This is a genomic window from Streptomyces griseoruber, assembly GCF_001514205.1.
GTDB lineage: Bacteria > Actinomycetota > Actinomycetes > Streptomycetales > Streptomycetaceae > Streptomyces > Streptomyces griseoruber.
Map to the genome: position 1 here is coordinate 1,397 of NZ_KQ948798.1, position 25,248 is coordinate 26,644.

Annotated in this window: 3 protein-coding genes; all 3 read right to left on the reverse strand. The window is 75.7% G+C overall.

Annotated features, from left to right (window positions below):
* Positions 1-5,421 (reverse strand): type I polyketide synthase (locus tag AQJ64_RS43965; protein WP_159060353.1); only part of this gene is annotated, 5,421 nt, incomplete at its 3' end.
* A gap of 61 nt (positions 5,422-5,482) precedes the next feature.
* Positions 5,483-21,226: a type I polyketide synthase gene (locus AQJ64_RS51605; RefSeq protein WP_483316195.1), complete on the reverse strand. Its 15,744-nt coding sequence runs from the start codon at positions 21,224-21,226 to the stop codon at positions 5,483-5,485.
* A gap of 36 nt (positions 21,227-21,262) precedes the next feature.
* The coding region (locus AQJ64_RS43975; RefSeq protein WP_059203543.1) for an SDR family NAD(P)-dependent oxidoreductase at positions 21,263-25,248 on the reverse strand (3,986 nt) is incomplete at its 5' end.

The window sequence follows — 25,248 nt, forward strand, 5'->3', positions numbered from 1 at the left end:
CCCCCGCTGCCGGCTGAAGTCCAGGAACAGCCCCGGCGTCGACATCACCGTCACACCACCGGCCAACGCCAGATCGCACTCACCCGAACGCAGCGCCTGCACCGCCAGATGCAGTGCCACCAGCGCCGACGAACACGCCGTGTCCACCGTCACCGCCGGACCCTCCAGGCCCAGCGTGTAGGACACCCGCCCGGACATCACGCTCGCGGTGTTGCCCGTGCCGAGGTGGCCCGCGACCTCGTCGGCCGTGGCGGGGTCGAGGGGGCGGGAGGCGTAGTCCTGGTAGTTGGTGCCGGCGAAGACTCCGGTACGGGAGCCGCGCAGGGTGGTCGGGTCGATCCCGGCCCGCTCGAACGCCTCCCACGCCAGCTCCAGCAGCAGCCGCTGCTGCGGGTCCATGGCGAGGGCCTCACGCGGCGAGATCCCGAAGAAGGCGGGGTCGAAGTCGGCGACGCGGTCGAGGAATCCGCCGCCGCGGGTGCTGGCGCGGCCGGGGACGCCGGGCTCGGGGTCGTAGAGGGCGTCGACGTCCCAGCCGCGGTCGTCGGGCCATGCGGTGATGGCGTCGGTGCCGTCGGCGAGCAGCCGCCAGTAGCCCTCGGGGGTGTCGGCCCCGCCGGGGAAACGGCAGCTCGTCGCGGTGATGACGATCGGGTCGTCGGCGGTGGCGCGCGGCAGCGGAAGCGCGGTGTCCGGAGTGCTCCCGGTGGCCGGGGCCAGGGAGGCGCGGAGGTGTTCGGCGAGGGCGGTGGGGGTGGGGTAGTCGAAGACCAGGGTGGCCGGCAGGGGGCGGCCGACGGCGGCGCTGAGGGCGTTGCGGAGTTCCACCGCCGTGAGCGAGTCGAAGCCGAGTTCGCGGAAGGAGCGGGTGGGTTCGACGTCCTGCGGGCCTGCGTGGTCGAGGACGACGGCGGCATGGGCGCGGACGAGTTCCTCGAAGGCGGCCCGCTGTTCGGGCGCGGGGAGCGCGGCGAGTCGCCGGGTGAGGTCGGCGGTGTCGTGCGGGTCGCCGTCGGCGGTGTGCCGGGCGTCCTGGTCCGGGCCGCGTCGGGCCGTCAGGGCGCGCCGGGCGTCGGGCAGGTCGTCGAGGAAGGGACGGGACCGGGCGGTGGTGTAGGCGTGGGCGAACAGGTCCCAGTCGATGTCGGTGACGGCGAGGGTGGTGTCGTCGTGATCGAGGGCCTGTTGCAGGGCCCGGAGAGCGAGGTCGGGGCTCATGGGGCGTACGCCGTGCCGCTGGAGGCGTTCGCCGACGGAACCCTCGGCCATGCCGCCGTCGGCCCAGGGGCCCCAGGCGACGGCCGTGGCGGGCAGGCCGCGGGAGCGGCGCTGCTGGGCGAGGGCGTCGAGGAGGGCGTTGCCGGGGGCGTAGTTGGCGTGGCCCGGGGCGCCGATGGTCCCCGCGGTCGAGGAGAAGAGGACGAACGCCGAGAGGTCGAGCCCGGCGGTGAGGGCGTCGAGGTTGCGGGCGCCGCCGACCTTCACGCGCAGGACCTCGGCGAGCTGCTCGGGGGTGAGGGTGGTGACGACGCCGTCCCGCAGGACGGCTGCGGTGTGGAAGACGGCGGTGAGGGGTCGTTCGGCGGGGACGGTGGCCAGCAGTCCGGCGAGCTGGTCGCGGTCGGCGATGTCGCAGGCGGCGATGTCGACGTGCCCGGCGCCGAGTGCGGTGAGTTCGGTACGGAGTTCGGCGGCGCCCGGGGCGTCGGCGCCGGTGCGGCTGACCAGGAGGAGGCCGGGGGCGCCCTGGCGGGCGAGTCTGCGGGCGACCTGGCGTCCGAGGGCGCCGGTGCCGCCGGTGACGAGGACGGTTCCGGTGGGTGTCCAGTCCCGGCCGTCGCCGAGGCCGCCCGTCGCCGCGCGGGTGAGGCGGCGGGCGAGCAGGCCGGTGTCGCGGACCGCGAGCTGGTCCTCCTGGCCGACGCCGGCGAGGGCGGCGGTGAGGCGCTCCGCGGCGAGGGGGTCGAGGGTGGCGGGCAGGTCGAGGAGACCGCCCCAGCGCTGGGGCTGTTCGAGGGCGACGACGCGGCCGAAGCCCCAGACGAGGGCCTGTTCCGGGGTGTCGACGGTCTCGGTCGCGCCGGTGGCCACGGCGCCGCGGGTGGCGAACCAGACGGGTGCCTCCTGGCCGAGGTCGTCGAGAGCCTGGACGAGGGAGACGGTGGCGGCGAAGCCGCGGGGCAGGCCGGGCAGCCCGTCGTACTCCTCCTCGTCGAGGGCGAGCAGCGACAGGACGGCCCGGGGCCGGTCGGGGCCGGTGGCGCGCAGGGCTTCGGCGATGCGGTCGCGGCCGTCGTGCGGGGCGACCGCGACGGTGACCGGGTCGGCGCCCGCGCGGGCGAGGGCGTCGACGACGGCGGCGGCGAGGCCGTGGCCGGGGTGCTCGGGGTCCTGGTGGGCGGCGGGCAGGGCGACGAGCCAGCTGCCGCGCAGGACGGGCGCCGGGGTGGCGGGCAGGGGCTTCCAGGTGACGCGGTACCGCCAGGCGTCCACGGTGGCGTTCTCGCGACTGCGCCTGCGGTAGTCGCTCAGGGCGGGCAGGACCGTGGCGAGGGTGTCCCGGTCGAGGTGGAGGGCGGCGGCCAGCGGGGCGGCCTCGCCGTTCTCGACGGTCTCCCAGAATCGGGCGTCGAGGTCCGTGCCGGCGGTCGGCGCGGGGGCGGTGAGCTGGGCGGGGGTGGGCCAGTAGGTGCGGCGCTGGAAGGCGTAGGTGGGCAGGTCGACGCGGGTGCCGGGGTCGGCCGGGGCCGTGCGGTCGGCGGGGGTGGCGCCGCGGACGCTCAGCTCGGCCAGGGAGGCGAGGAAGCGGCGGGGTCCGCCTTCGCCGCGGCGCAGTGTCCCGGTGACGACGGTGCCGGTGCGGCCGTCCTCGTCGAGGGTGTCGCGGACGGCGGCGGTGAGCACGGGGTGCGGGCTGGACTCGACGAAGGAGCGGAAGTCCTGTGCGGCGAGGGTCTGTACGGCGTCGGCGAAGCGGACGGTGCGGCGCAGGTTGTCGTACCAGTAGGTGGCGTCGAGGCGCTCGGTGTCGAGCCAGTCGCAGGTGACGGTGGAGAAGAACGGCACGTCGGCGGTGCGGGGCCGGAGCGAGGCGAGGTCTGCGAGGAGCCGCTCGTGGATCTCCTCGACCTGTGCGGAGTGGGAGGCGTAGTCGACGGGGATCTGCCGTGCCTGTGCGCCGGCGGCGGTGAGGTCGGCGACCAGGTCGCGTATGGCGTCGGCGTCGCCGGAGACGACCACGGAGGCGGGTCCGTTGACGGCGGCGACCGACAGCCGGCCCTCCCAGCGCGCCAGCCGGTCCCGGACGTCCGTGACCGGCAGCAGCACCGAGGCCATGCCGCCGCGGCCGGCTAGGGCGGTGATGGCCCTGCTGCGCAGGACGACCACGCGGGCCGCGTCGTCCAGGGTGAGGCCGCCGGCGACACAGGCGGCCGCGATCTCGCCCTGGCTGTGTCCGACGACGGCGTCGGGGCGCACACCGCGGGACTGCCACAGCCGGGCCAGCGACACCATGGTCACGAACAGCAGGGGCTGGACGACGTCCACGCGGTCGAGGGTGGGGGCGCCGTCGGCGCCGCGCAGCACGGCTTCGACGGAGAAGTCGACGTACCGTTCGACGGCGGTGGCGCAGGCGGTGAAGTGGTCGCGGAACTCCGGCTCGCCGTCGAGGAGTTCGGTGGCCATGCCGGGCCATTGGGGGCCCTGGCCGGGGAAGACGAAGACGGTACGGCCGTCGACGTCGGCCACGCCCTGGACGAGACCGGCCGCCGGGGAGCCCGCGGCCAGCGCCTCCAGGCCGCGCAGCAGTTCGGCGCGGTCGTCGGCGAGCAGGACCGCGCGGTGTTCGAACGCGGACCGGGTGGCCGCCAGGGACCAGGCGAGGTCGTGCGGCGCCACCGTCTCGTCGGTGCGCAGCCGGGCGTGCAGGGCGGCGGCCTGGGCACGCAGTGCGGGGGCGCTGCGCCCGGAGACGGCGTACGCCAGCGTGGTGCGCGGTGGTGCGGCGGGCGGCCGGGCGGGCGTCGCCGGGGCGGCCGGTTCGGGGTCGGGCTGTTCGAGGATGACGTGGGCGTTGGTGCCGCTGACGCCGAAGGAGGACACACCGGCCAGGCGCGGCCGGTCGGTGGCGGGCCAGGGGCGTGCCTCGGTGAGGAGTTCGACGCGGCCCGCCGTCCAGTCGACGTGGGTGGTGGGCCGGTCGACGTGGAGGGTGCGGGGCAGCAGTCCGTGCCGCATGGCCAGGACCATCTTCATGACTCCGGCGACACCGGCGGCGGCCTGGGTGTGCCCGATGTTGGACTTCACCGAGCCGAGCCACAGCGGCGTTTCGCGGTCCTGCCCGTATGTGGCGAGCAGGGCCTGGGCCTCGATCGGGTCGCCCAGCGTCGTACCGGTGCCGTGCGCCTCCACGGCGTCCACGTCGGCGGTGGACAGTTGCGCGTCGGCGAGGGCCTGCCAGATGACGCGTTGCTGGGAGGGTCCGTTGGGGGCGGTCAGGCCGTTGGACGCGCCGTCCTGGTTGACGGCGCTGCCCCTCACCACGGCGAGCACCGGGTGCCCGAGGCGGCGGGCGTCGGCGAGCCGCTCCACCAGCAGCAGGCCGGCGCCCTCGGCCCAGCCGGTGCCGTCGGCGGCCTCGGCGAACGCCTTGCACCGGCCGTCGGGGGCCAGGCCCCGCTGTCTGCTGAACTCCAGGAAGAGGCCGGGTGTCGACAGCACGGTGACGCCGCCGGCGAGCGCCAGGTCGCACTCACGCGACCGCAGCGCCCGTACGGCGAGGTGCAGGGCGACCAGGGAGGAGGAGCAGGCGGTGTCGACGGTGACGGCGGGGCCCTCCAGGCCGAGGGTGTAGGAGATGCGGCCGGAGACCACGCTGGCGGCGTTGCCGGTGCCGACGTGTCCTTCCAGGCTCTCCCGGGAGGCCAGCAGCAGCGCCGGGTAGTCCTGGCCGTTGGTGCCGGCGAAGACGCCGGTGCGCGAGCCTCGCAGGGTCGTGGGGTCGATGCCCGCCCGCTCGAACGCCTCCCAGGAGATCTCCAGGAGGAGCCGCTGCTGCGGGTCCATCGCCATCGCCTCGCGGGGCGAGATGCCGAAGAAGGAGGCGTCGAAGTCGCCGGCGCGGGCGAGGGCGCCGCCGGAGGTGCTGTACGTCTTTCCGGGGCGGCCGGGTTCGGGGTCGTAGTGGTCGGCGAGGTTCCAGCCCCGGTCGTCGGGCCACTCGGTGACGGCGTCGCCGTCGGAGGCGAGCAGCCGCCAGAGTTCCTCGGGCGAGTCGGCGCCGCCGGGGAAGCGGCAGCTCATCGCGACGATGGCGACCGGCTCGCGGGAGGCGGACTCGGCCTCCCGCAGCCGCCTGCGGGTCTCGTGCAGGTCTCCGGTGACCTTCTTGAGGTAGCTGAGGAGCTTTTCCTGCTCGTTCACGCGTACTCCCCCACCTGGAAGGTCGTGTCGGTCGTGGCGGTGGCCGTGTTCGTGGTGCCGGTCATGAGAGGCCCAGGTCGTTGTCGATGAGGGCGAAGATCTCCTCGGCACCGGCGGACTCGATCCGGTCCTGGAGGTCGCCGCCGCCGTCCTCGGTCCGCTCGCCGGACGGTTCGCCCTGGCCGTTCCAGCGGGAGGCGAGGGCCTGGAGGCGGGAGGCGATCCGGCCGCGCCGGGTGTCGTCCTCGGCGAGCCCGGCCAGCGCGGCCTCCAGCTGGTCGAGGGCGTCCAGCGCGGGCGCTCCGCCGCCCTCGGCCACGGTCAACGACCGCAGGTGGCGGGCGAGGACGCGCGGTGTGGGCTGGTCGAACAGGAGCGTGGCGGGCAGTTGGAGCCCGGCCGCGACGCCGAGCCGGTTGCGCAGTTCCACCGCCATCAGCGAGTCGAAGCCGAGTTCGTTGAAGGCCCGGTCCGTGTCGACCGCCTCGGCGGAGGTGTGCCCGAGCACGGTGGCGACGTGGCCGCGGACCAGTTGGATCAGCAGCCGCTCCTGCTCGGCCTCGGCGAGCCCGGCCAGCCGGGTGCGCAGCGCGCCGCTGTCCGCCTCGGCACCGCCGTCCCGCTCCCGCGCCTGCCGTGACAGGGCCTGGGCTGCGGGCAGTTCGGCAAGCAGCGGGGCGGGCCGCACGGCGGTGAAGCCGGGCACGAAGCGGTCCCAGGTCAGTTCGGCGACGGTCAGCGCGGCGTCCTCGCGGGCCACCGCCCGGTCGAGGGCGGCGAGCGCGGTGTCCGGGTCGAGCGGGACGATCCCGCCGGCCCGCAGGCGTGCCTCCGCCTCGGGGCCGCCGGCCGCCATGCCGCCGCCGGCCCACGGGCCCCAGGCCACGGAGGTGGCGGGCAGGCCCTCGGCGCGGCGCCGGGCGGCGAGCGCGTCGAGGTAGGCGTTGGCGGCGGCGTAGTTGCCCTGGCCCGCCGAGCCGACCGTGCCGGCGAAGGAGGAGAACAGGACGAACGCCGACAGTTCGCGGTCGCGGGTGAGCCGGTCGAGGTTGCGGGCGGCGGCCAGCTTCGGCCGCAGCACCGCCTCCAGTCGCTCGGGGGTGAGCGACTGGAGGAGTCCGTCGTCCAGGATCCCGGCGGCGTGCACCACGGCGTCGACCGGGTGCTCGGCCAGCAGGGCGGCCAGGGCGTCGGGGTCGGCGGTGTCGCAGGCGGCCTGGGTCACGGTCGTGCCGTGTGCGGTCAGTTGGGCGCGCAGCGCCTCGGCCCCCTCGGCGTCGGGGCCGCGGCGGCCGGCGAGCACGAGGTGGCGGGCGCCGCGTTCGGCGAGCCGGCGGGCGACCCGGGCGCCGAGTGCTCCGGTGCCGCCGGTGATCAGCACGGTCTCGCCCGCGCAGTTCCACTCGGGTGTGTCGGTGTCGGACGGCCGGGCGGGCACGAGGCGGCGGGCGAGGACTCCGGCGGCCCGTACGGCGGTCTGGTCCTCTCCCGTGGTGCCGCAGAGCAGGGCCGCGAGCCGTTCGGCGGTCCGCCCGTCGAGGGTGGCGGGAAGGTCGACGAGACCGCCCCAGCGTTGCGGCTGTTCCAGCGCGGCGACCCGGCCCAGGCCCCAGGTGGCGGCCTGGGTGGGCGAGGTCACGCTCTCCCGCTCGGTGGCGGCGACGGCACCGACGGTGGCGGCCCACAGCGGTGCGCCGATCTCCAGGTCGCCGAGCGCCTGGGTCAGGGCGAGCAGCGCGGCCAGACCGGCGGGGGTGGCCGCACGGTCGGCGGTGGCCACGGGTTCCTCGTCGAGTGCCAGCAGCGACAACACGCCTCGTACGGCGTCCGGTTCGGGGAGCTTGCGCAGGTGCTCGGCGAGGGTGGCCCGGTCGGTGAGGGCACAGTCCACGACGAGCGGCACGACCTGGGCGCCGTGCGCGGTCAGCCCCTCGGCGAGGGTGTCCGTCCAGGGGTCGTCGGCCCGGGAGGCCGGCAGGGCCAGCAGCCAGGTGCCCGAGAGCACCGGCGGCGGGCCGTCGGGCACCGGACGCCAGAGGACCGTGTAGGCGGAGGAGTCGAGCGCGCTACGTTCACGGCGGCGGCGCCGCCAGGACGACAGCGCGGGCAGCAGTTCGCTGAGCGGGGTGTCGTCGCCGAGGTCGGGGTGCTCGGTCAGCCCGCCGAGGTCGCCGCGCTCGACTGCGGCCCAGAACTCGTCGTCGACGCGGTCGCCGTCGCCCGGCGCCCCGGTCGCGGCGGGCTGGGCGGCCGCGAGCCAGTAGCGGTCGCGCTGGAAGGCGTACGTCGGCAGGTCCACCGTGCGGGCCGGACCGGTCAGCCCGGTCGGCGCGGCGGCGAGCCCGCGCACGTGCAGCGCCGCGGCGGCCAGCAGGGCGGCGACCGGCTCCGGCCGGCCCCGGCGCAGCACGGGGACGGCGACGGCAGCCCCGGCCGGCTCCTGCGGGTCGTGGTGCGCGGACTCCTCCAGGCTGTCGAGGGTCATCGCGGTCAGCGAGCCGTCCGGCCCGAGTTCCACGAAGGTGCCGACGCCGTCCTGGCGCAGGCGGCGTACGCCGTCCGCGAAGCGCACGGTCTGCCGCACATGCCGCACCCAGTGTGCCGGCGAGGTCAGTTCGGCCTCGGTGGCCCGGTCGCCCGTCACGTTGGAGACGATCGGGATCGCGGGCGCCTCGTAGCGCACGCCGCGTGCGACCTCTTCGAACTCCGTAAGCATCGCGTCCATATGCGCCGAGTGAAACGCATGGCTGACCCGCAAACGCCTAGTCTTTCGGCCCAGCGCGGCGAAATGCCCGTCGATGTCGGACACGGCGTCCTCGTCACCGGAGACCACCACCGCGGCGGGCCCGTTGACGGCGGCGACCGCGATGTGCCGCTCGCGTCCGGCGAGCAGGGGCGCCACCTCGTCCTCGGACGCCTGCACGGCGGTCATCGCGCCGCCGCCGGGCAGCGCCTCCATCAGCCGGCCGCGTGCCGCGACCAGGGCGCACGCGTCGGGCAGGGACAGCACTCCGGAGACATGCGCGGCGGACAGTTCACCGATGGAGTGCCCCATCAGCGCGTCCGGCGCGACCCCCCACGAGCGCACCAGCTCGTACAGCGCCACATGGACGGCGAACAGCGCGGGCTGGGTGTAGGCGGTGCGGTCCAGCAGACCCGCCCGCTCCGTGCCCTCGGGGGCGAGGACGACGTCGGCCAGCGGCACGTCGAGGTGCGGGGCGAACGCGTCGCAGACGCGGTGGAAGGCCTCGGCGTACACCGGGAACCGCTCGAGGAGTTCTCGGCCCATGCCGGGCCGCTGCGAGCCCTGGCCGCTGAACAGGAACGCCGTGCGGCCCCGCGGCCCGACGCGACCGCGGACCACCGCGGCGGTGTCCTCGTCGCGGCCGAGTGCGGTGAGCGCGGCCAGGAGTTGGGCCCGGTCCTCGGCGACCACCACGGCCCGGTGCTCGAAGGCCGCGCGGCCGGTGGCCAGGGAGTGCGCCACGTCGGCGGGGGTCGGCTCCGGGTCGGCGGTCAGCCGGGCGCGCAGCCGCTCGGCCTGCCCGCGCAGGGCGGCGGCCGATCGTCCGCTCAGCGGCCAGGCGACCGGTCCCGTGGTCTGCGGCTCGACGGGGAGCTGTTCCCCCACGCCCTCCTCCAGGACGACGTGGGCGTTGGTGCCGCTGATGCCGAACGAGGAGACCGCGGCGCGCCGCGGGCGTCCCGTACGCGGCCAGGGCACCGGTTCGGCGAGCAGTTCGATCCGTCCGGCCGTCCAGTCGACGTGGCTGGTGGGCCGGGTGAGGTGCAGGGTGCGCGGCAGCGTTCCGTGCGCCATCGCCAGCACGGTCTTGATGACGCCGGCGACACCGGCGGCGGCCTGGGTGTGTCCGATGTTGGACTTCACCGACCCGAGCCACAGCGGCTGTTCACGGTCCTGTCCGTACGTGGCGAGCAGGGCCTGCGCCTCGATCGGGTCGCCCAGTTCGGTGCCGGTGCCGTGCGCCTCGACCGCGTCGACGTCGGCGGGGGTGAGCCCGCCCGCCGCCAGCGCGGCGCGGATGACGCGCTGCTGCGAGGGACCGTTGGGCGCGGTCAGTCCGTTGCTGGCGCCGTCCGAGTTGACGGCGCTGCCCCGGACCACGGCGAGCACCGGATGACCGTTGCGGCGGGCGTCGGAGAGGCGCTCCAGCAGCAGGATGCCGGCGCCTTCGCCCCAGCCGGTGCCGTCGGCGTCGTCCGAGAAGGCCTTGCAGCGGTGGTCGCCGGCGAGACCGCCCTGCCGGTCGAACTCGGCGAACGCGCCCGGCGTCGCCATCACCGTCACACCGCCCGCGAGCGCCAGGTCGCACTCGCCGGTCCGCAGCGACTGGGCGGCCCAGTGCAGCGCCACGAGGGAGGACGAGCAGGCGGTGTCCACGGTGACCGCCGGGCCCTCCAGTCCCAGCGCGTAGGCGACGCGGCCGGAGGCCACACTCGCGGCGTGCCCGGTCAGGAGCTGTCCCTGCGCGTCCTCGGGGACGTCGTGCGCGGCCGACCCGTACCCCTGGTAGTTCGTGCCGACGAACACACCGGTACGGGATCCGTGCAGGCCGCGCGGGTCGATGGCGGCCCGCTCCAGCGCCTCCCAGGAGATCTCCAGCAGGAGTCGCTGCTGGGGGTCCATGGACACCGCCTCGCGCGGCGAGATCCCGAAGAAGTCCGCGTCGAACTCGGCGGCGTCGTAGAGGAATCCGCCCTGGACGCCGTCCGCGTGCCAGCCGCGGTCGGCGGGCGGTGCCCCGATCGCGTCCACGCCGTCGGCGAGCAGCCGCCAGAAGTCCTCCGGTCCGCGCACGCCACCGGGGAACCGGCAGCCGATGCCCACGATCGCGATCCGCGTGTCGTCGTCGGCCGGGCCTGCGGCACGGACGGCCGTGACCGCGGCGCCGGTCGCGGCGGCCGGGGGTCCGGTGTGGAGGAGTTCGGCGCCGATGTGGCGTGCGAGCGCCTGCGGCGAGGGATAGTCGAACACCAGGGTCGCCGGCAGTCGCAGTCCGGTCGCCGCGTTCAGGCGGTTGCGCAGTTCGACGGCGGTCAGCGAGTCGATGCCGAGGCCGCGGAAGTCCCGGCCGGCCTCCACGGTGTCCGGGCCGGCGTGGCCCAGCACCAGGGCCGTCTGGGTGCGTACGAGGTCCAGGACCGCTGTCTCCCGCTCGGGCTGTCCGAGCGCCGTGAGGCGGGTCCGGAAGCTCTGTCCGGCGGCGGCGTCCGCCGTGGCCGCCGTGCGGCGCGCCGGGGCGACGGCCAGACCGCGCAGCATGGCGGGCAGTGCCGCGACCGCCTGCCGGTCCCGCAGGACGCGCCGGTCGAGCGCGAGGGGCACCAGGACGGGTTCGGTCCGCCGCAGGGCCGCGTCCAGGGCGCCGAGGCCCTGTGCCGGAGCGAGCGGCCGCATGCCGCCGCGGGCCATGCGGCGCAGGTCCGCCTCGGTCAGCTCGGCGGTCATGCCCGCCCCGGGTGCCCACGGGCCCCAGGCGAGCGCGGTCGCGGGCAGGCCGGCGGAGCGGCGGGTGAGGGCGAAGGCGTCCAGGAAGGCGTTGGCGGCCGCGTAGTTGGCCTGTCCCGCGCCGCCGAACGTCCCCGCGACCGAGGAGAAGACCACGAACGCGGACAGGTCGGCGTCGCGGGTCAGCTCGTGCAGGTGCGTCACCGCGTCCGTCTTCGGCCGCATGACCCCGGCCAGTCGCTCGGGGGTGAGGGAGGCCACCACACCGTCGTCCAGGACACCGGCCGCGTGCACCACGGCGGTCAGCGGGTGCTCGGCGGGGACGGCCGCGAGGGCGGTGGCGAGCCGGTCCCGGTCGGCCACGTCCAGGGGCGTCACCTCGGCCTCGGCGCCGAGGGCGGCGAGTTCGGCGACGAGTTCGCGGGCGCCGGGGGCTTCGGGGCCCCGGCGGCCGGCCAGCAGCAGATGTCTGATCCCGTGTTCGGTGACCAGGTGGCGGGCCACCAGGGCGCCCAGGCCGCCGGTGCCGCCGGTGACCAGCACGGTCCCTTCCGGGTCCAGCGGCGCCGGGACGGTGAGGACCACCTTGCCCACGTGCCGTGCCTGCGACAGGTGGCGGAACGCCTCGGGGGCCTGTCGTACGTCCCAGCAGGTGACCGGAAGGGGTGTGAGCACCCCTTCCTCGAACAGGGCGACGAGGTCGGACAGCATGTGCCCGATCCGCTCCGGACCGGCGTCCCACAGGTCGAAGTCGCGGTACGTGACGCCCGGGTGCTCGGCGGCGACGGCCTGTGCGTCCCGGATGTCGGTCTTGCCCATCTCCAGGAAGCGGCCGCCGCGCGGCAGCAGCCTCAGTGACGCGTCGACGAACTCCCCGGCCAGCGAGTCCAGTACGACGTCCATGCCGCGGCCGCCGGTGGCGGCGAGGAAGGCCGTCTCGAACTCCGTGTCGCGGGAGGAGGCGATGTGCCGGTCGTCCAGCCCGAGACCGCGCAGCGTGTCCCATTTGCCGGCACTCGCCGTGCCGAACACCTCGGCGCCCCGGTGCCGGGCCAGTTGCAGGGCGGCCATGCCCACGCCGCCGGCCGCCGCGTGCACCAGCACCGACTCGCCCGCCCGCAGGCCTGCGAGGTCGTCGAGGGCGTAGTACGCCGTGAGGAACACGAGCGGCGCCGACGCCGCCTGCGCGAACGTCCAGCCGGCCGGGATGCGGGCCACGGTGCGGGCGTCCGCGACCGCCACCGGCCCGAACGAGCCGGAGAACAGGCCCATCACGCGGTCGCCGACGCTGAGCCCGGTCACCCCGGGACCGACCTCGGTCACCACACCGGCGCCCTCCAGACCGAAGTCCTTCGCGTCACCGGGATACATGCCGAGCGTGTTGAGCACATCACGGAAGTTCACGCCGGCTGCCCGCACCGCGATGCGGACGTGACCGGGTGTCAGTTCCGCTTCCGCCTCCGGGGCCGGCCGCAGCGCCAGTCCTTCCAGGGTTCCCTGCTCCGCGATGTCCAGCCGCCAGGCCGACTCCCCGGCGGGAGGGGCGAGTTCCCGGCCGTCCGTGGCCCGGCCCAGGCGCGGGGTGAACGGGGTGCCGCCGCGTACGGCGACCTCGGCCTCACCGGAGGCGAGCGCGGCCGGTACGACGGCCCGTGACGCGTCGGCGCCGTCCAGGTCGACCAGCGCGAACCGTCCCGGGTGCTCGGCCCGGGCCGCCCGCACCAGCCCCCACACCGCGGCCAGGGCGGGATCGGGGGCCGTCGCGTCGAGCGTGACCGCCCCTTCGGTGACCAGCACGAGACGGGCGCCTTCGAAACGCTCCTCCGCCAGCCAGGCACGCACCAGTTCCAGCGCGTTCGCGGTGGCCGTGTGCGCCGCCTCCGCGCCGCCGCCGACCGGGGGTGCCACGCGCACCAGCGCGTCCGTTCCCGCGTCGACTCCGTCCGTCGGCAGAGTTGTCGGGAGGGACGACGGCAGTGCTGCCGTCGAGGCCGAAGCGGTCGCGTCCAGCGGCAGCGGCGTCCAGTCGACCCGGTGCAGCAGTTCGGCGTGAGGGGTGTGAGCGGTCCCGGTGGCCGGTGCCGTGAGGGCGCGCAGTGTGAGGGAGCCGACGGTGGCGACGGGTGCGCCGGAGGGATCGGCCAGGTCGAGGGCGACCGAGCCGCTCCCGGTGACCCGCAGGCGGGCGTGGAGCCGGGACGCACCGGTGGCGTGCAGGGTGACGCCGGTCCACGAGAAGGGCAGGCCCGGGGCCGGCTCCTCTGCTGCCGGGCCGCCGGTGGCGGTCGGGGCGGCTCCGAGGGCGTGCAGCACCGAGTCCAGCAGGGCGGGATGGATGCCGTAGCGGCGGGCGTCCGGGGCGGCCTCGTCGGGGAGGCACGCCTCGGCGAACAGGTCGTCGCCGTGCTGCCGGACGGAGGTCAGTCCGCGGAACAGCGGCCCGTACGACAGGCCGGTCCGCGCCAGCCGCTCGTAGAGGGTGTCCGTGGGGGTCTCGGTGGCGTCGGCGGGCGGTCGTGCGTCCGCTTCGGCGGCCGGCGCGGCGGCCTCGGGCAGCAGGGTGCCGCTCGCGTGCCGGGTCCACGGCTCGTCGTCGGGTCCGTCGGCGTCGGAGCCGTCCGCGGGGCGGGAGTACACGCCGATCTCACGGCGCCCGGCGGGGTCCGGGGCGCCCACGGTGACCTGGAGCTGGGCGGCTCCCTGGGCGGGCAGCGCCAGCGGTGTGTGCAGCGTGAGTTCCTCCACCTGGCCGCAGCCGACGCGGTCCGCCGCGTGGAGGGCGAGCTCCAGGAAGGCGGTGCCGGGCAGCAGCACGGAGCCGGAGACGACGTGTTCGGCCAGCCACGGCTGGAGCCGGGCGGAGAGCCGTCCGGTGAAGAGGGCGGCCCCGCTGTCCGCGAGGGTGACGGCGGCGCCGAGCAGCGGGTGACCGGCGGTGGACAGACCGGCGGAGCGGAGGTCACCGAAGTGGCCGCCGGCCGGGCGCGGCCAGTAGCGGCCGTGCTGGAAGGGGTAGGTGGGCAGCTCGGCGGGGCGCTCGGCGGGGAAGAGCGCGGACCAGGTGACCTCGGCGCCGTGCGCGAAGAGGGTCGCGGTGGCCGAGAGCAGTGTCGCGGGCTCCCAGTGGTCGGGGCGCAGGGCCGGGACCGCGGCGGGTTCGCCGTCGGTGAGCGAGGCGTGGGCCAGCGCGGTGAGGGTGCCGTCGGGTCCCAGCTCCAGGAACCGGCTGACGCCCTCGGACTCCAGGGCGGCCACCGCGTCGGCGAAGCGGACCGGCCGGCGGACGTGGCGGACCCAGTATTCCGGGGAGCACAGCTCCTCGGCCGTGGCGGGCTCCCCGGTGACCGTCGAGACGAGGGGCAGGTGCGGGCGCTCGTAGGTCAGGCTCTCCGCGACCTTGCGGAAGTCGGCCAGCATGGGCTCCATCAGCGGCGAGTGGAAGGCATGGCTCACCCGCAGCGCCGTGACCTTGCGGTCCCGGTCACGGAAGCGGTCCGCGATCTCCTCCACGGCTTCGCGGACTCCCGCGACGACCACCGACCGGGGGCCGTTGACCGCGGCGATCCCGACCCGCGTGTCGTCCAGGAGCGGCAGGACTTCTTCCTCGGTGGCCTGGAGCGCGACCATCGCCCCGCCTGCGGGCAGGGCCTGCATCAGCCGGCCGCGCGCCGCCACCAGACGGCACGCGTCCGCCAGCGACCACACCCCGGCCACATGGGCCGCCGCGAGCTCGCCGATCGAATGACCGGCCAGTACGTCCGGACGCACACCCCACGACTCCAGCAGCCGGAACAGGGCCACTTCCAGCGCGAACAGCGCGGGCTGGGTGAACTCGGTACGGCCGAGCGGCCCGGTGTCGTCCCCGAAGACGATCTCCCGCAGGGGGCGGGGCAGTTCCGCGTCGACCTGCGCGCACACGGCGTCGAAGGCGTCCGCGAAGACCGGGTACGTCTCGTACAGCTCCCGTCCCATGCCCGGTCGTTGAGCGCCCTGTCCCGCGAAGAGGAATGCCGTACGGCCGTCGGGCCGGGCGCGGCCGGTGACTCCGGCGGAGGCGGGCTCGCCCCGGACCAGGGAGGTGAGGGCGGACACCAGTTCCGCGCGGTCGGCGCCCAGGACGACGGCGCGGTGCTCGAGCGCGGTACGGGTGGTGGCGAGGGCGAGGCCGAGGCTCGCGGCGGTGGGGCCGGGGCGGGCCTCGACATGCGCGAGGAGCCGCCCGGCCTGCTCGCGCAGGGCGTTCTCGGACGCGCCGGACATCACCCAGGGCAGCGGGGCGCCGGTCCCGGCCCCCTTCGGCGCGGTATCGCGCGGCTGGTCGTCGGCCCCCGGCCGTGTGTCGTCCCCGGGCTGTTCGACGATGACGTGGGCGTTGGTGCCGGAGACGCCGAACGCGGAGATTCCGGCGCGGCGCGGCCGGTCGCCGCCGGGCCAGCGCGTGCTCTCGGCGAGCAGTTCCACGGCGCCCGCCGACCAGTCGACATGCGTGCTGGGGGCTTCGGCGTGCAGGGTGGGCGGCAGCACACCGTGCCACATGGCCATGATCATCTTGATGACTCCGGCGACGCCGGCGGCGGCCTGGGTGTGACCGATGTTCGACTTCAACGAGCCGAGCCACAGCGGCTGTTCACGGTCCTGGCCGTAGGCCGCCAGCAGCGCCTGGGCCTCGATCGGGTCGCCCAGGGTCGTACCGGTGCCGTGCGCCTCCACCGCGTCCACCTCGGCCGGGGTCAGACCGGCGTCGGCCAGGGCGGCACGGATGACCCGCTGCTGGGCCGGTCCGTTGGGGGCGGTCAGGCCGTTGCTCGCGCCGTCCTGGTTGACGGCGGAACCGGCGACCACGGCGAGCACCGGATGTCCGTTGCGGCGGGCGTCGGAGAGCCGCTCGACGACGAGCACGCCGACGCCCTCGGCCCAGCCGGTGCCGTCGGCCTCGTCGGAGAACGCCTTGCACCGGCCGTCCGCCGCCAGCCCGCGCTGCCGGCTGAACTCCAGGAAGGCGCCCGGGGTCGACATGACGGTGACGCCGCCGGCGAGGGCGAGGTCGCACTCGCCCGCCCGCAGCGCCTGCACCGCGAGGTGGAGGGCGACGAGCGAGGACGAGCAGGCGGTGTCGACGGTGAGGGTCGGTCCTTCGAGGCCGAGGACGTAGGCGATCCGGCCGGAGACCACGGCGGCGGCGTTGCCGGTGCCGAGATAGCCGTCACCGGCGTCGGGTGTGCTGAGCAGCAGGGCGGGATAGTCCTGGCCGTTGGAGCCCATGAACACGCCGGTACGGCTGCCGCGCAGGCCGCCGGGGGCGATGGCGGCGCGTTCCAGCGCCTCCCACGAGGTCTCCAGCAGCAGCCGCTGCTGCGGGTCCATGGCGACGGCCTCGCGCGGCGAGATACCGAAGAAGGCGGGGTCGAAGTCGCCCACGCCGGTGAGGAATCCGCCGTGCCGGGTGTAGCTGGTGCCGGGGCGGCCCGGTTCGGGGTGGTAGAGCGCGTCGAGGTCCCAGCCGCGGTCGGTGGGGAACCGGGTGATCGCGTCGCGTCCGGCGGCGACGAGGTCCCACAGCTCGTCGGGGCCGCTCACGTCGCCGGGCAGGCGGCAGCCCATGCCGACGACGACGATCGGGTCGTCGGCCGCGCGCTCCCCGGGTACCCCGCCCTCCGCGGGGTCGGGGTGTCCGCCCGGGGACGCGTCGAACAGCTCACCGTGCACATGGGCGGCGAGGTCGAGGGGGGTGGGGTGGTCGAAGACCAGCGTGGCGGGCAGGGCCAGGCCGGTCTCGGCGGAGAGGCGGTTGCGCAGTTCGACGGCGGTCAGGGAGTCGAAGCCCGAGTCGCGGAAGGCGCGCCGGGTCTCCAGCAGCCCGGCGTCGGCGTGGCCGAGGACGGCGGCGGCGTGGGTCCGGATCAGTTCCAGGAGCGCGCGGGTGCGTTCGGCGGCCGGGCGGCCCGCCAGGCGACCGCGCAGGGCCGCGCCCGCTCCGCCGTCGTCCGGGTCGGTCTGCCCGGAGCGCAGCGCGTCCCGCACCTCGGGCAGGTCGGCGAGCAGCGGGCTGGGGCGGGTGCTGGTGAAGCCGGGCGCGAACCGGGACCAGTCGACGTCGGCGACGACCTGGCCGGTGACGTCCTGCTGGAGGACGCGGCGCAGTGCGGCGAGCGCGGTGTCGGGGTCGAGGGCGGCGAGACCGCGTCGGCGCAGGTACTCCTCGGCGCCGTCCTCGGCGGCCATGCCGCCGTCGGCCCAGGGGCCCCAGGCGACGGAGAGGGCGGTGGCGCCGCGGGCGCGCCGCTGTTCGGCCAGGCCGTCGAGGTAGGCGTTGGCGGCGGCGTAGGCGCTCTGGCCTCCGCTGCCCCACACGCCGGCGATGGAGGAGAACAGCACGAACGCGTCGAGCGGGCGGTCGCCCTGGGCGCGCAGCACCGCGTCGAGGTGGGCGGCGCCGTGTGCCTTGGCGGTGAGGACCGAGCGGAGGCGGTCGGCGTCGAGCTCGGGCAGCGGCTGGGTGTCGGTGACGCCGGCCGCGTGGACGACGGCGTCGACGGTGTGGCGGGCCAGCAGTCCCTCGACGGCCGCGCGGTCGGCGAGGTCGCAGGCCTCGATCGTCACGCGGGCGCCGAGCGCGGTGAGCGCGGCCGTCAGCTCGGCGGCGCCGGGTGCGTCGGGGCCGCGCCGGCCGGTCAGGACGAGGTGCTCCGCGCCCTGTTCGGCGGCCCAGCGGGCGACCCGGGCGCCCAACGCGCCGGTGCCGCCGGTGATCAGGACGGTGCCGCGGGGCCGCCAGCCGCTCGCGCCGGTCTGCGGCGCGGGCTGGTCCTCGGCGTGCAGCAGACGGCGTACGAAGACGCCGGAGGCGCGCACGGCGATCTGGTCCTCGTCACCGGTCCGGGCCAGCACCGCGGCGAGCCGGGCCGCCGCCCGCCGGTCGACGGTCCGCGGCAGGTCGACGAGACCGCCCCACCGGCCGGCCAGCTCCAGTGCGGCCACCCGTCCCAGGCCCCACAGCGCGGCCTGGGCCGGCTCCGGGGCGTCGTCGGAGCGGGCGGTGGCCACCGCGCCGCGGGTGGCGAGCCACAGCGGTGCGGTCACCTCGGCGTCGCCGAGCGCCTGCACGAGCCGTACCGTGCGCAGCAGCGTGTCGGCCGGGGACGTCTCCCCGCCCTCGGCGGGCAGGGCGAGGACGCCGGAGAGGGCGCCGAGACCGGCGAGCCGGGCGGCCGCCTCGGCGCGTTCCTCGTCCGGGGCGTGCTCCCAGAGCACGGCTTCGGCCCCGGCTGTCCCCAGTGCGTCGGTCACGGCACCGGCCAGGGAGCCGTCGGCCGTTCCGGCGGGGGCGACGACCAGCCAGCGGCCGGTGAGCGGGCTGCCGGCGGCCGGGTCGAGGGGGTGCCAGGCGACGCGGTAGCGCAGCCGGTCGACCCGGTCGAGCTCACGCCGTCCGCGCCACCACGAGGACAGGGCGGGCACGAGGGGACGCACGAGCCCTTCGTCGACGTCCAGGGTGCCGGCGAGGGCGGCGATGTCCTCGTCCTCGACCGCCGTCCAGAAGCCCGCGTCCCCGCCGCCGGTGGGGCCCGTGTCACCGCCGGCGGAGGGGGGAGTGGGCTCCAGCCAGTAACGTTCCCGGCGGAAGGCGTACGTCGGCAGGTCCACGGCCCGGGCGCCGGTCCCCGCGAAGACGGCCGGCCAGTCGACCGGTGCGCCGTGGGCGAAGGCTCCGGCGACCGCCGCCATCAGCGCGGCGGGCTCGGACCGGTCCTTGCGCAGCGTGGGAACGGCGGGGGGCGGCGCGTCGCCCTCGAAGCAGTCCTGGGCGAGGGCGGTGAGGGTGCCGTCGGGGCCCAGCTCGACGAAGCGGGCCACCCGGCGCTGCACCAGCAGCCGTATCCCGTCGGCGAACCGGACGGGCTCGCGGACGTGCCGGACCCAGTGGTCCGGTGAGCACAGGTCGGCCGGTCGGGCGATCTCGCCGGTCACGTCGGAGACGATCGTCAGCCGGGGCGTGTGATAGGTGAGGGTCTCGGCGACCGCCCGGAACTCCTGGAGCATGGGTTCCATCAGCGGGGAGTGGAAGGCGTGGCTGACCCGCAGGGCTGTCACCTTGCGGTCCTGTGCGCGCAAGTGCGCGGCCGCCTGCTCCACGGCGTCGGCCGCGCCGGAGATCACCACCGCGCGGGGGCCGTTGACGGCGGCGATGCCGACCCGGTCGTTCAGCAGGGGCAGCACCTCCTCCTCGGTCGCCTGGAGCGCGGCCATCGCGCCGCCCTCCGGCAGGGCCTGCATCAGACGGCCGCGCGCCACGACCAGCCGGCAGGCGTCCGCGAGAGACCACACGCCGGCGACATGGGCGGCCGCCAGCTCGCCGACGGAGTGGCCCAGCAGGAACTTCGCGGTGACGCCCCACGACTCCAGCAGCCGGTAGAGGGCGACTTCGAGCGCGAACAGCGCGGGCTGCGCGTACTCGGTGCGGTTCAGCCGGTCCGCGTCCTCGCCGAAGACGATCTCCCGCAGGCTGAAGGGCAGTTCGGAGTCCACCGCGTCGAAGGCCGCGGCGAAGACGGGGTGGGTCGCGTACAGCTCGCGGCCCATGCCGAGCCGTTGGGAGCCCTGGCCGGCGAACAGGAAGGCGGTGGCGCCGCGCACGGTACGGCCCCGGACGGTCGCGGTGGCCGCGGTGCCCTCGGCGAGCGCGGTCAGTTCGCGTACGGCGGTGTCGTGGTCGGTGGCCAGGACGATCGCCCGGTGTTCCAGGGCGGCCCGGGTGGTGGCGAGCGCGTGGCCGACGTCCAGCGGGCGCTGCGGCTCGCTCCGGTCCCTCAGCCGGGCCAGCAGCCGGGCGGCCTGTGCCCGCAGCGCCTCCTCGCTGCGCGCGGACACCGGCCACGGCACGACGGGCAGGATCCGGGGCTCGGTGGCGGGGGCCGCGGGCTCCTCCGGTTCGACGGCGGGGGCCTGCTCGATGACGACATGCGCGTTGGTGCCGCTGATGCCGAACGAGGAGACACCCGCGCGGCGCGGGCGGCCCGCCTCCGGCCAGTCGACGGGCTCGGTGAGCAGGCGTACGGCCCCGGCCGACCAGTCGACGTGCCGGGACGGCTCGGAGACGTGCAGGGTGCGCGGGAGTACGCCGTGCCGCATCGCCTCGACCATCTTGATGATGCTGCCGACGCCGGCGGCCGACTGGGTGTGCCCGATGTTCGACTTCAAGGACCCGAGCCACAGCGGCTGTTCACGGTCCTGGCCGTAGGCGGCGAGCAGGGCCTGCGCCTCGATCGGGTCGCCGAGCGAGGTACCGGTGCCGTGCGCGTCGACGGCGTCCACCTCGGCGGCGGCGAGTCCCGCGTTGGCCAGGGCCGCGCGGATGACCCGCTGCTGGGAGGGGCCGTTGGGGGCGGTGAGGCCGTTGGAGGCGCCGTCGGAGTTGATCGCCGTGCCGCGGACCACGGCCAGGACCGGGTGACCCAGGCGGCGGGCGTCCGAGAGCCGTTCCACGAGCAGCATGCCGGCGCCCTCTGCCCAGCCGGTGCCGTCGGCGTCGTCGGAGAACGCCTTGCAGCGGCCGTCGGCGGCCAGGCCGCGCTGCCGGCTGAACTCGTAGAACATCGCCGGGGTGGCCATCACGGCCACACCGCCGGCGAGCGCCAGGTCGCATTCGCCGCGGCGCAGCGCCTGGCACGCCCAGTGCAGGGCGACGAGCGAGGAGGAGCAGGCCGTGTCGACGGTGACGGTGGGCCCCTCCAGGCCGAGGGTGTAGGCGATGCGGCCGGAGGCGACCGAGGTGGCGTTGCCCGCCAGCAGCAGGCCCTGCACCCCCTCGGGGAACTCGCTCACGCCGGCCCCGTAGCCGGAGGTGGCGGCGCCGACGAAGACGCCGGTACTGCTGCCGCGCACCGAGGCGGGGGCGATCCCGGCCCGCTCGAACGCCTCCCAGGAGATCTCCAGCAGCAGCCGCTGCTGCGGGTCCATCGCCAGCGCCTCACGCGGCGAGATCCCGAAGAAGTCCGCGTCGAAACGGGACGCCTCGTGCAGGAAGCCGCCGCCGAGCGCGTAGAAGGTACCCGGGTTGTCGGGGTCGGGGTCGTAGCCCGCCTCGACGTCCCAGCCGCGGTCGGCGGGGAAGCCGGAGATGGCGTCCCCGCCCTCGTCGACGAGCCGCCACAGCTCCTGCGGGCTCTCCACCCCGCCGGGATAGCGGCAGCTCATCGCCACGATCGCGACCGGTTCCCGGTCGCGTTCCTCCACCTCGCGCAACTGCCGCCGCGTCTGCCGCAGTTCGGCGGTCAACCGCTTGAGGTACTCGACGTACTTGTCGTCCGTCTTGCCGTCTTCAGCCACCAACGCCACATCCCTGAGCCGATGCCGACGGTTTCCCGCGGCCGATCACGACATCCCGAGTTCTTTGTCGATCAGGTCGAACAATTCGTCCGCCGTCTCGACGGAGTCGAGTTCTCCGTCGTCGACGTCGGCGAGTGCCGCTCCGGAACCCCCGGAGCCGGTGCCGTTGTCGTGTCCGGCACCGCCGCCCTTCACTGCCCTCTCCTGCCACTTCGCCGTCAGCCGCTGCAGCCGGGAAGTGATCGTCGCGTGGTCGTCCCCGCCGGCCGCGGCGGCGCCGAGCGCGGCCTCCAGCCGGTCCAGTTCGACCAGGAGCGGCACCGCCGTCACGGCCGTGCCCGGGCCCTCGCCCGCACCCGTGCCGGACGCCTCCGGCACGGTGATCTCCTCCAGCAGGTGTGCCGCCAGCGCCGTCGGCGTCGGGTGGTCGAACACCGAGGTGGCCGGAAGCCGCAGCCGGGTGGCCGCGTTGAGCCGGTTGCGCAGTTCGACGGCGGTGAGCGAGTCGAAGCCCAGCTCCTTGAACGCCTGGTCCGGTTCGACCTCGTCCGCCGAGGCGTGGCCGAGGGTCGCCGCCGCCTGGGCGCAGACCAGGTCGACGAGGTGCTGCTCCCGGTCGGCCGGTGCGAGCGCCGCCAGCCGGGCGCCGAGGTCCTGCCGTTGCGCACCGGTCCCGGCCGCCGTGTCCGCCGCCCGCCGCGCCGGCGCCCGCACCAGGCCGCGCAGCAGCGGCGGTACGGCCTCGGCGTGCGCCCGCAGCGCCTGGAGGTCGAGGTTCACCGGCAGCAGGAGAGCCCGGTGCGCGGGGGCGGTGACCGACACCAGCCCGGCCGTGTCCAGGAGTTCGAGCCCCTGTTCGACGGTGAGCGGCCGCATGCCGCCGCGTGCCATGCGGCGCAGGTCCGCCTCGGTCAGCTGAGCTGTCATGCCCGCACCGGGCGCCCACGCGCCCCAGGCGAGGGACACCGCGGGCAGGCCCGAGGCACGACGGTGAGCGGCGAAGGCGTCCAGGAAGGCGTTGGCGGCCGCGTAGTTGGCCTGGCCCGCGCTGCCGAACGTCCCCGCGACCGAGGAGAAGACCACGAAGGCGGACAGGTCCGCCTCGCGGGTCAGCTCGTGCAGGTGTGCCACCGCGTCCGCCTTCGGCCGCATCACCCCGGCCAGACGGTCCGGGGTGAGCGAGGCCACCACTCCGTCGTCGACGACGCCCGCGGTGTGGACGACGGCGGTCAACGGGTGCTCGGCGGGGAGGGCGGCCAGCGCGGCGCCGAGCTGGTCCCGGTCGGCCACGTCCAGGGCCGTCACCTCGACCTCGGCGCCCAAGTCCGTCAGTTCCGCGACGAGTTCGGGCGCGCCCGGGGCTTCGAGGCCGCGCCGGCCGACCAGCAGCAGACGCCGTATCCCGTGCCGGGTCACCAGGTGGCGGGCCACGAGCGCGCCCAGACCACCCGTACCACCGGTCACCAGCACCGTTCCGTCGCGGTCCATGGGCGCCGGGACCGTGAGGACCACCTTGCCGACGTGCCGGGCCTGCGACAGGTGGCGGAAGGCCTCCGGAGCCCTGCGCACGTCCCAGCAGGTGACGGGAAGGGGCCGCAGGACGTCCGCTTCGAAGAGCGCCACCAGCTCGGCCAGCATCCGGCCGATCCGCTCCGGACCGGCGTCCCACAGATCGAACGCCCGGTAGGTGACACCGCAGTGCTCGGCAGCCACCGCGTCGGCGTCCCGGACATCGGTCTTGCCCATCTCCAGGAACCGGCCCCCTCGGGGCAGCAGCCGCAGCGACGCGTCCACGAACTCACCGGCCAGCGAGTCCAGTACGACATCCATGCCACGGCCGCCGGTCGCCGCGAGGAACGCCGCCTCGAACCGCGTGTCCCGCGAGGAGGCGAGGTGCTCCCCGTCCAGACCGAGAGTCCGCAGGGTGTCCCACTTGCCGGCACTCGCGGTGCCGAACACCTCGGCGCCCAGGTGCCGCGCCAGCTGCACGGCGGCCATGCCCACGCCGCCGGCCGCGGCGTGCACCAGCACCGACTCCCCCGGCTGGACAGCGCCCAGTTCGGTCAGCGCGTAGTACGCCGTGAGGAACACGATCGGCACCGACGCCGCCTGCGCGAACGTCCAGCCCCGCGGAACGCGCGCCACGGTGCGCGCGTCGGCCACCGCCACCGGTCCGAAGGAACCGGGGAACATGCCGAACACCCGGTCACCGACGGCCAGCCCCGGCACACCCGGGCCGACCTCGGTCACCACACCCGCGCCCTCACCGCCGAGCAGGCCCGCCTCGCCCGGGTACATGCCGAGGGCGTTGAGCACATCGCGGAAGTTGACTCCTGCCGCCCGTACGGCGATACGGACCTGTCCTCGCGTCAACTCGGCGGTGGCCTCGGGGAAGGGGGTCAGGACCAGGTTGTCCAGGGTTCCCTTCTCCACGCAGTCCAGGTGCCAGGCCGGTGCGCCCGCCGGGAGCGGGAGCGCCCCGCCGGCGGGGACACGGCCGAGGCGCGGTGCGTGGGCGACGCCGTCGCGCAGCACGAGCTCCGGCTCACCGGAGGCCAGGGCCTGGGCGAGCACGGCGCGGGAGGTGTCGGTGCCGTCCGTGTCGACCAGGGCGAACCGCTCGGGCGCCTCGGCGCGTGCGGCCCGGACCAGGCCCCACACCGCGGCCAGGGCGGGATCGGGCGCCGTTCCGTCGAGCGTGACCGCCCCCTCGGTGAGGATCACCAGACGGGACTCCTCGAACCGTTCGCCGGCGAGCCAGCCCCGTACGGCGTCCAGGACACGGCCGGTGGCGGCCCGGGCCGCTTCCGGCATGTCGCCGTCCGCTCCGCGCAGGCCGCGACCCGCGGCGAACAGTACGGTCGCGGGGACGGCGGCGGGCAGCTCTCCCAGGCTCGCGTACGACTCCACGCCGGGCGCGAGGCCGGCGGTGCCGACCGACGCGAGGGCATCGGCCGGGGACGCGTCCCGCTCGGGCGGCGACACCTTCGTCCAGTCCACCTGGAAGAGGCCCTCGCGGTGGCCGTCGGTGTCGGCGCGGGCGGCGAGGTCGCCGGAGACCTGGCGCAGCAGCAGCGACTCGACGGAGGCGACCTGTCCGCCCGCCGGGTCGGCCAGCTGCAGGGCGACGGCCTCCGGACCGGCCTGCACCATCCGGACGCGCAGGGCCCGTGCGCCGGACGCCCGCAGCGACACGCCGCTCCACGAGAACGGCAGCCTGCCCTGGCCGGCATCGGCCAGCGACACGAACATCATCGCGTGCAGGGCGGAGTCCAGGAGCGCCGGGTGGACACCGAAGTCACCCGCGAGCCGATCGTGCTCGTCGGGCAGAGCGACCTCGGCGAAGACCTCCTCACCGCGCCGCCAGACCGCGCGCAGCCCCTGGAAGACCGGCCCGTAGGCGAATCCCGCCTCGGCGAAGCGGTCGTAGAAGCCCTCCATGGGGACGGCTTCGGCGTTCGGCGGGGGCCAGGCGGTCAGATCGGGGACCGCGGTGTCGGATGCCGGGTCGGCGGTCAGCGAGCCGCTGGCGTTCAGTGTCCACGGGTCGGTGTCGAGCGCCTCCTCGGCCCGGGAGTACACCTCCACGGTGCGTGTGTCCGACTCGTCGGGTGCGCCCACGCGGACCTGGACGAGCCGTCCGGTGCGCTCGGGCACGACGAGGGGGGCGGCGATGGTCAGTTCCTCGACGCGGTCGTAGCCGAGCTGCCCGGCGGCGCACAGGGCGAGTTCGAGGAACCCGGTGCCGGGGAAGAGGACCGTGCCGGTCACGGCGTGGTCGCGCAGCCACGGGTGCGTCCTGAGCGAGAGCCTCCCGGTGAACAGCGCCTCCTCGCTGCCGGCCACGCGCACGGCGGCGCCGAGCAGCGGGTGTTCCGCCGAGCCGACGCCCGCCGAACCGAGGTCGCCGAGGGTGACGCCGGTGAAGTCGGGCCAGTAGCGGCGGCGTTGGAAGGCGTACGTCGGCAGGTTCGGGGTCGGGCCCCGGTCGCCGCCGGTGAGGGTGCGCCAGTCGGCGTCGGCGCCGTGGA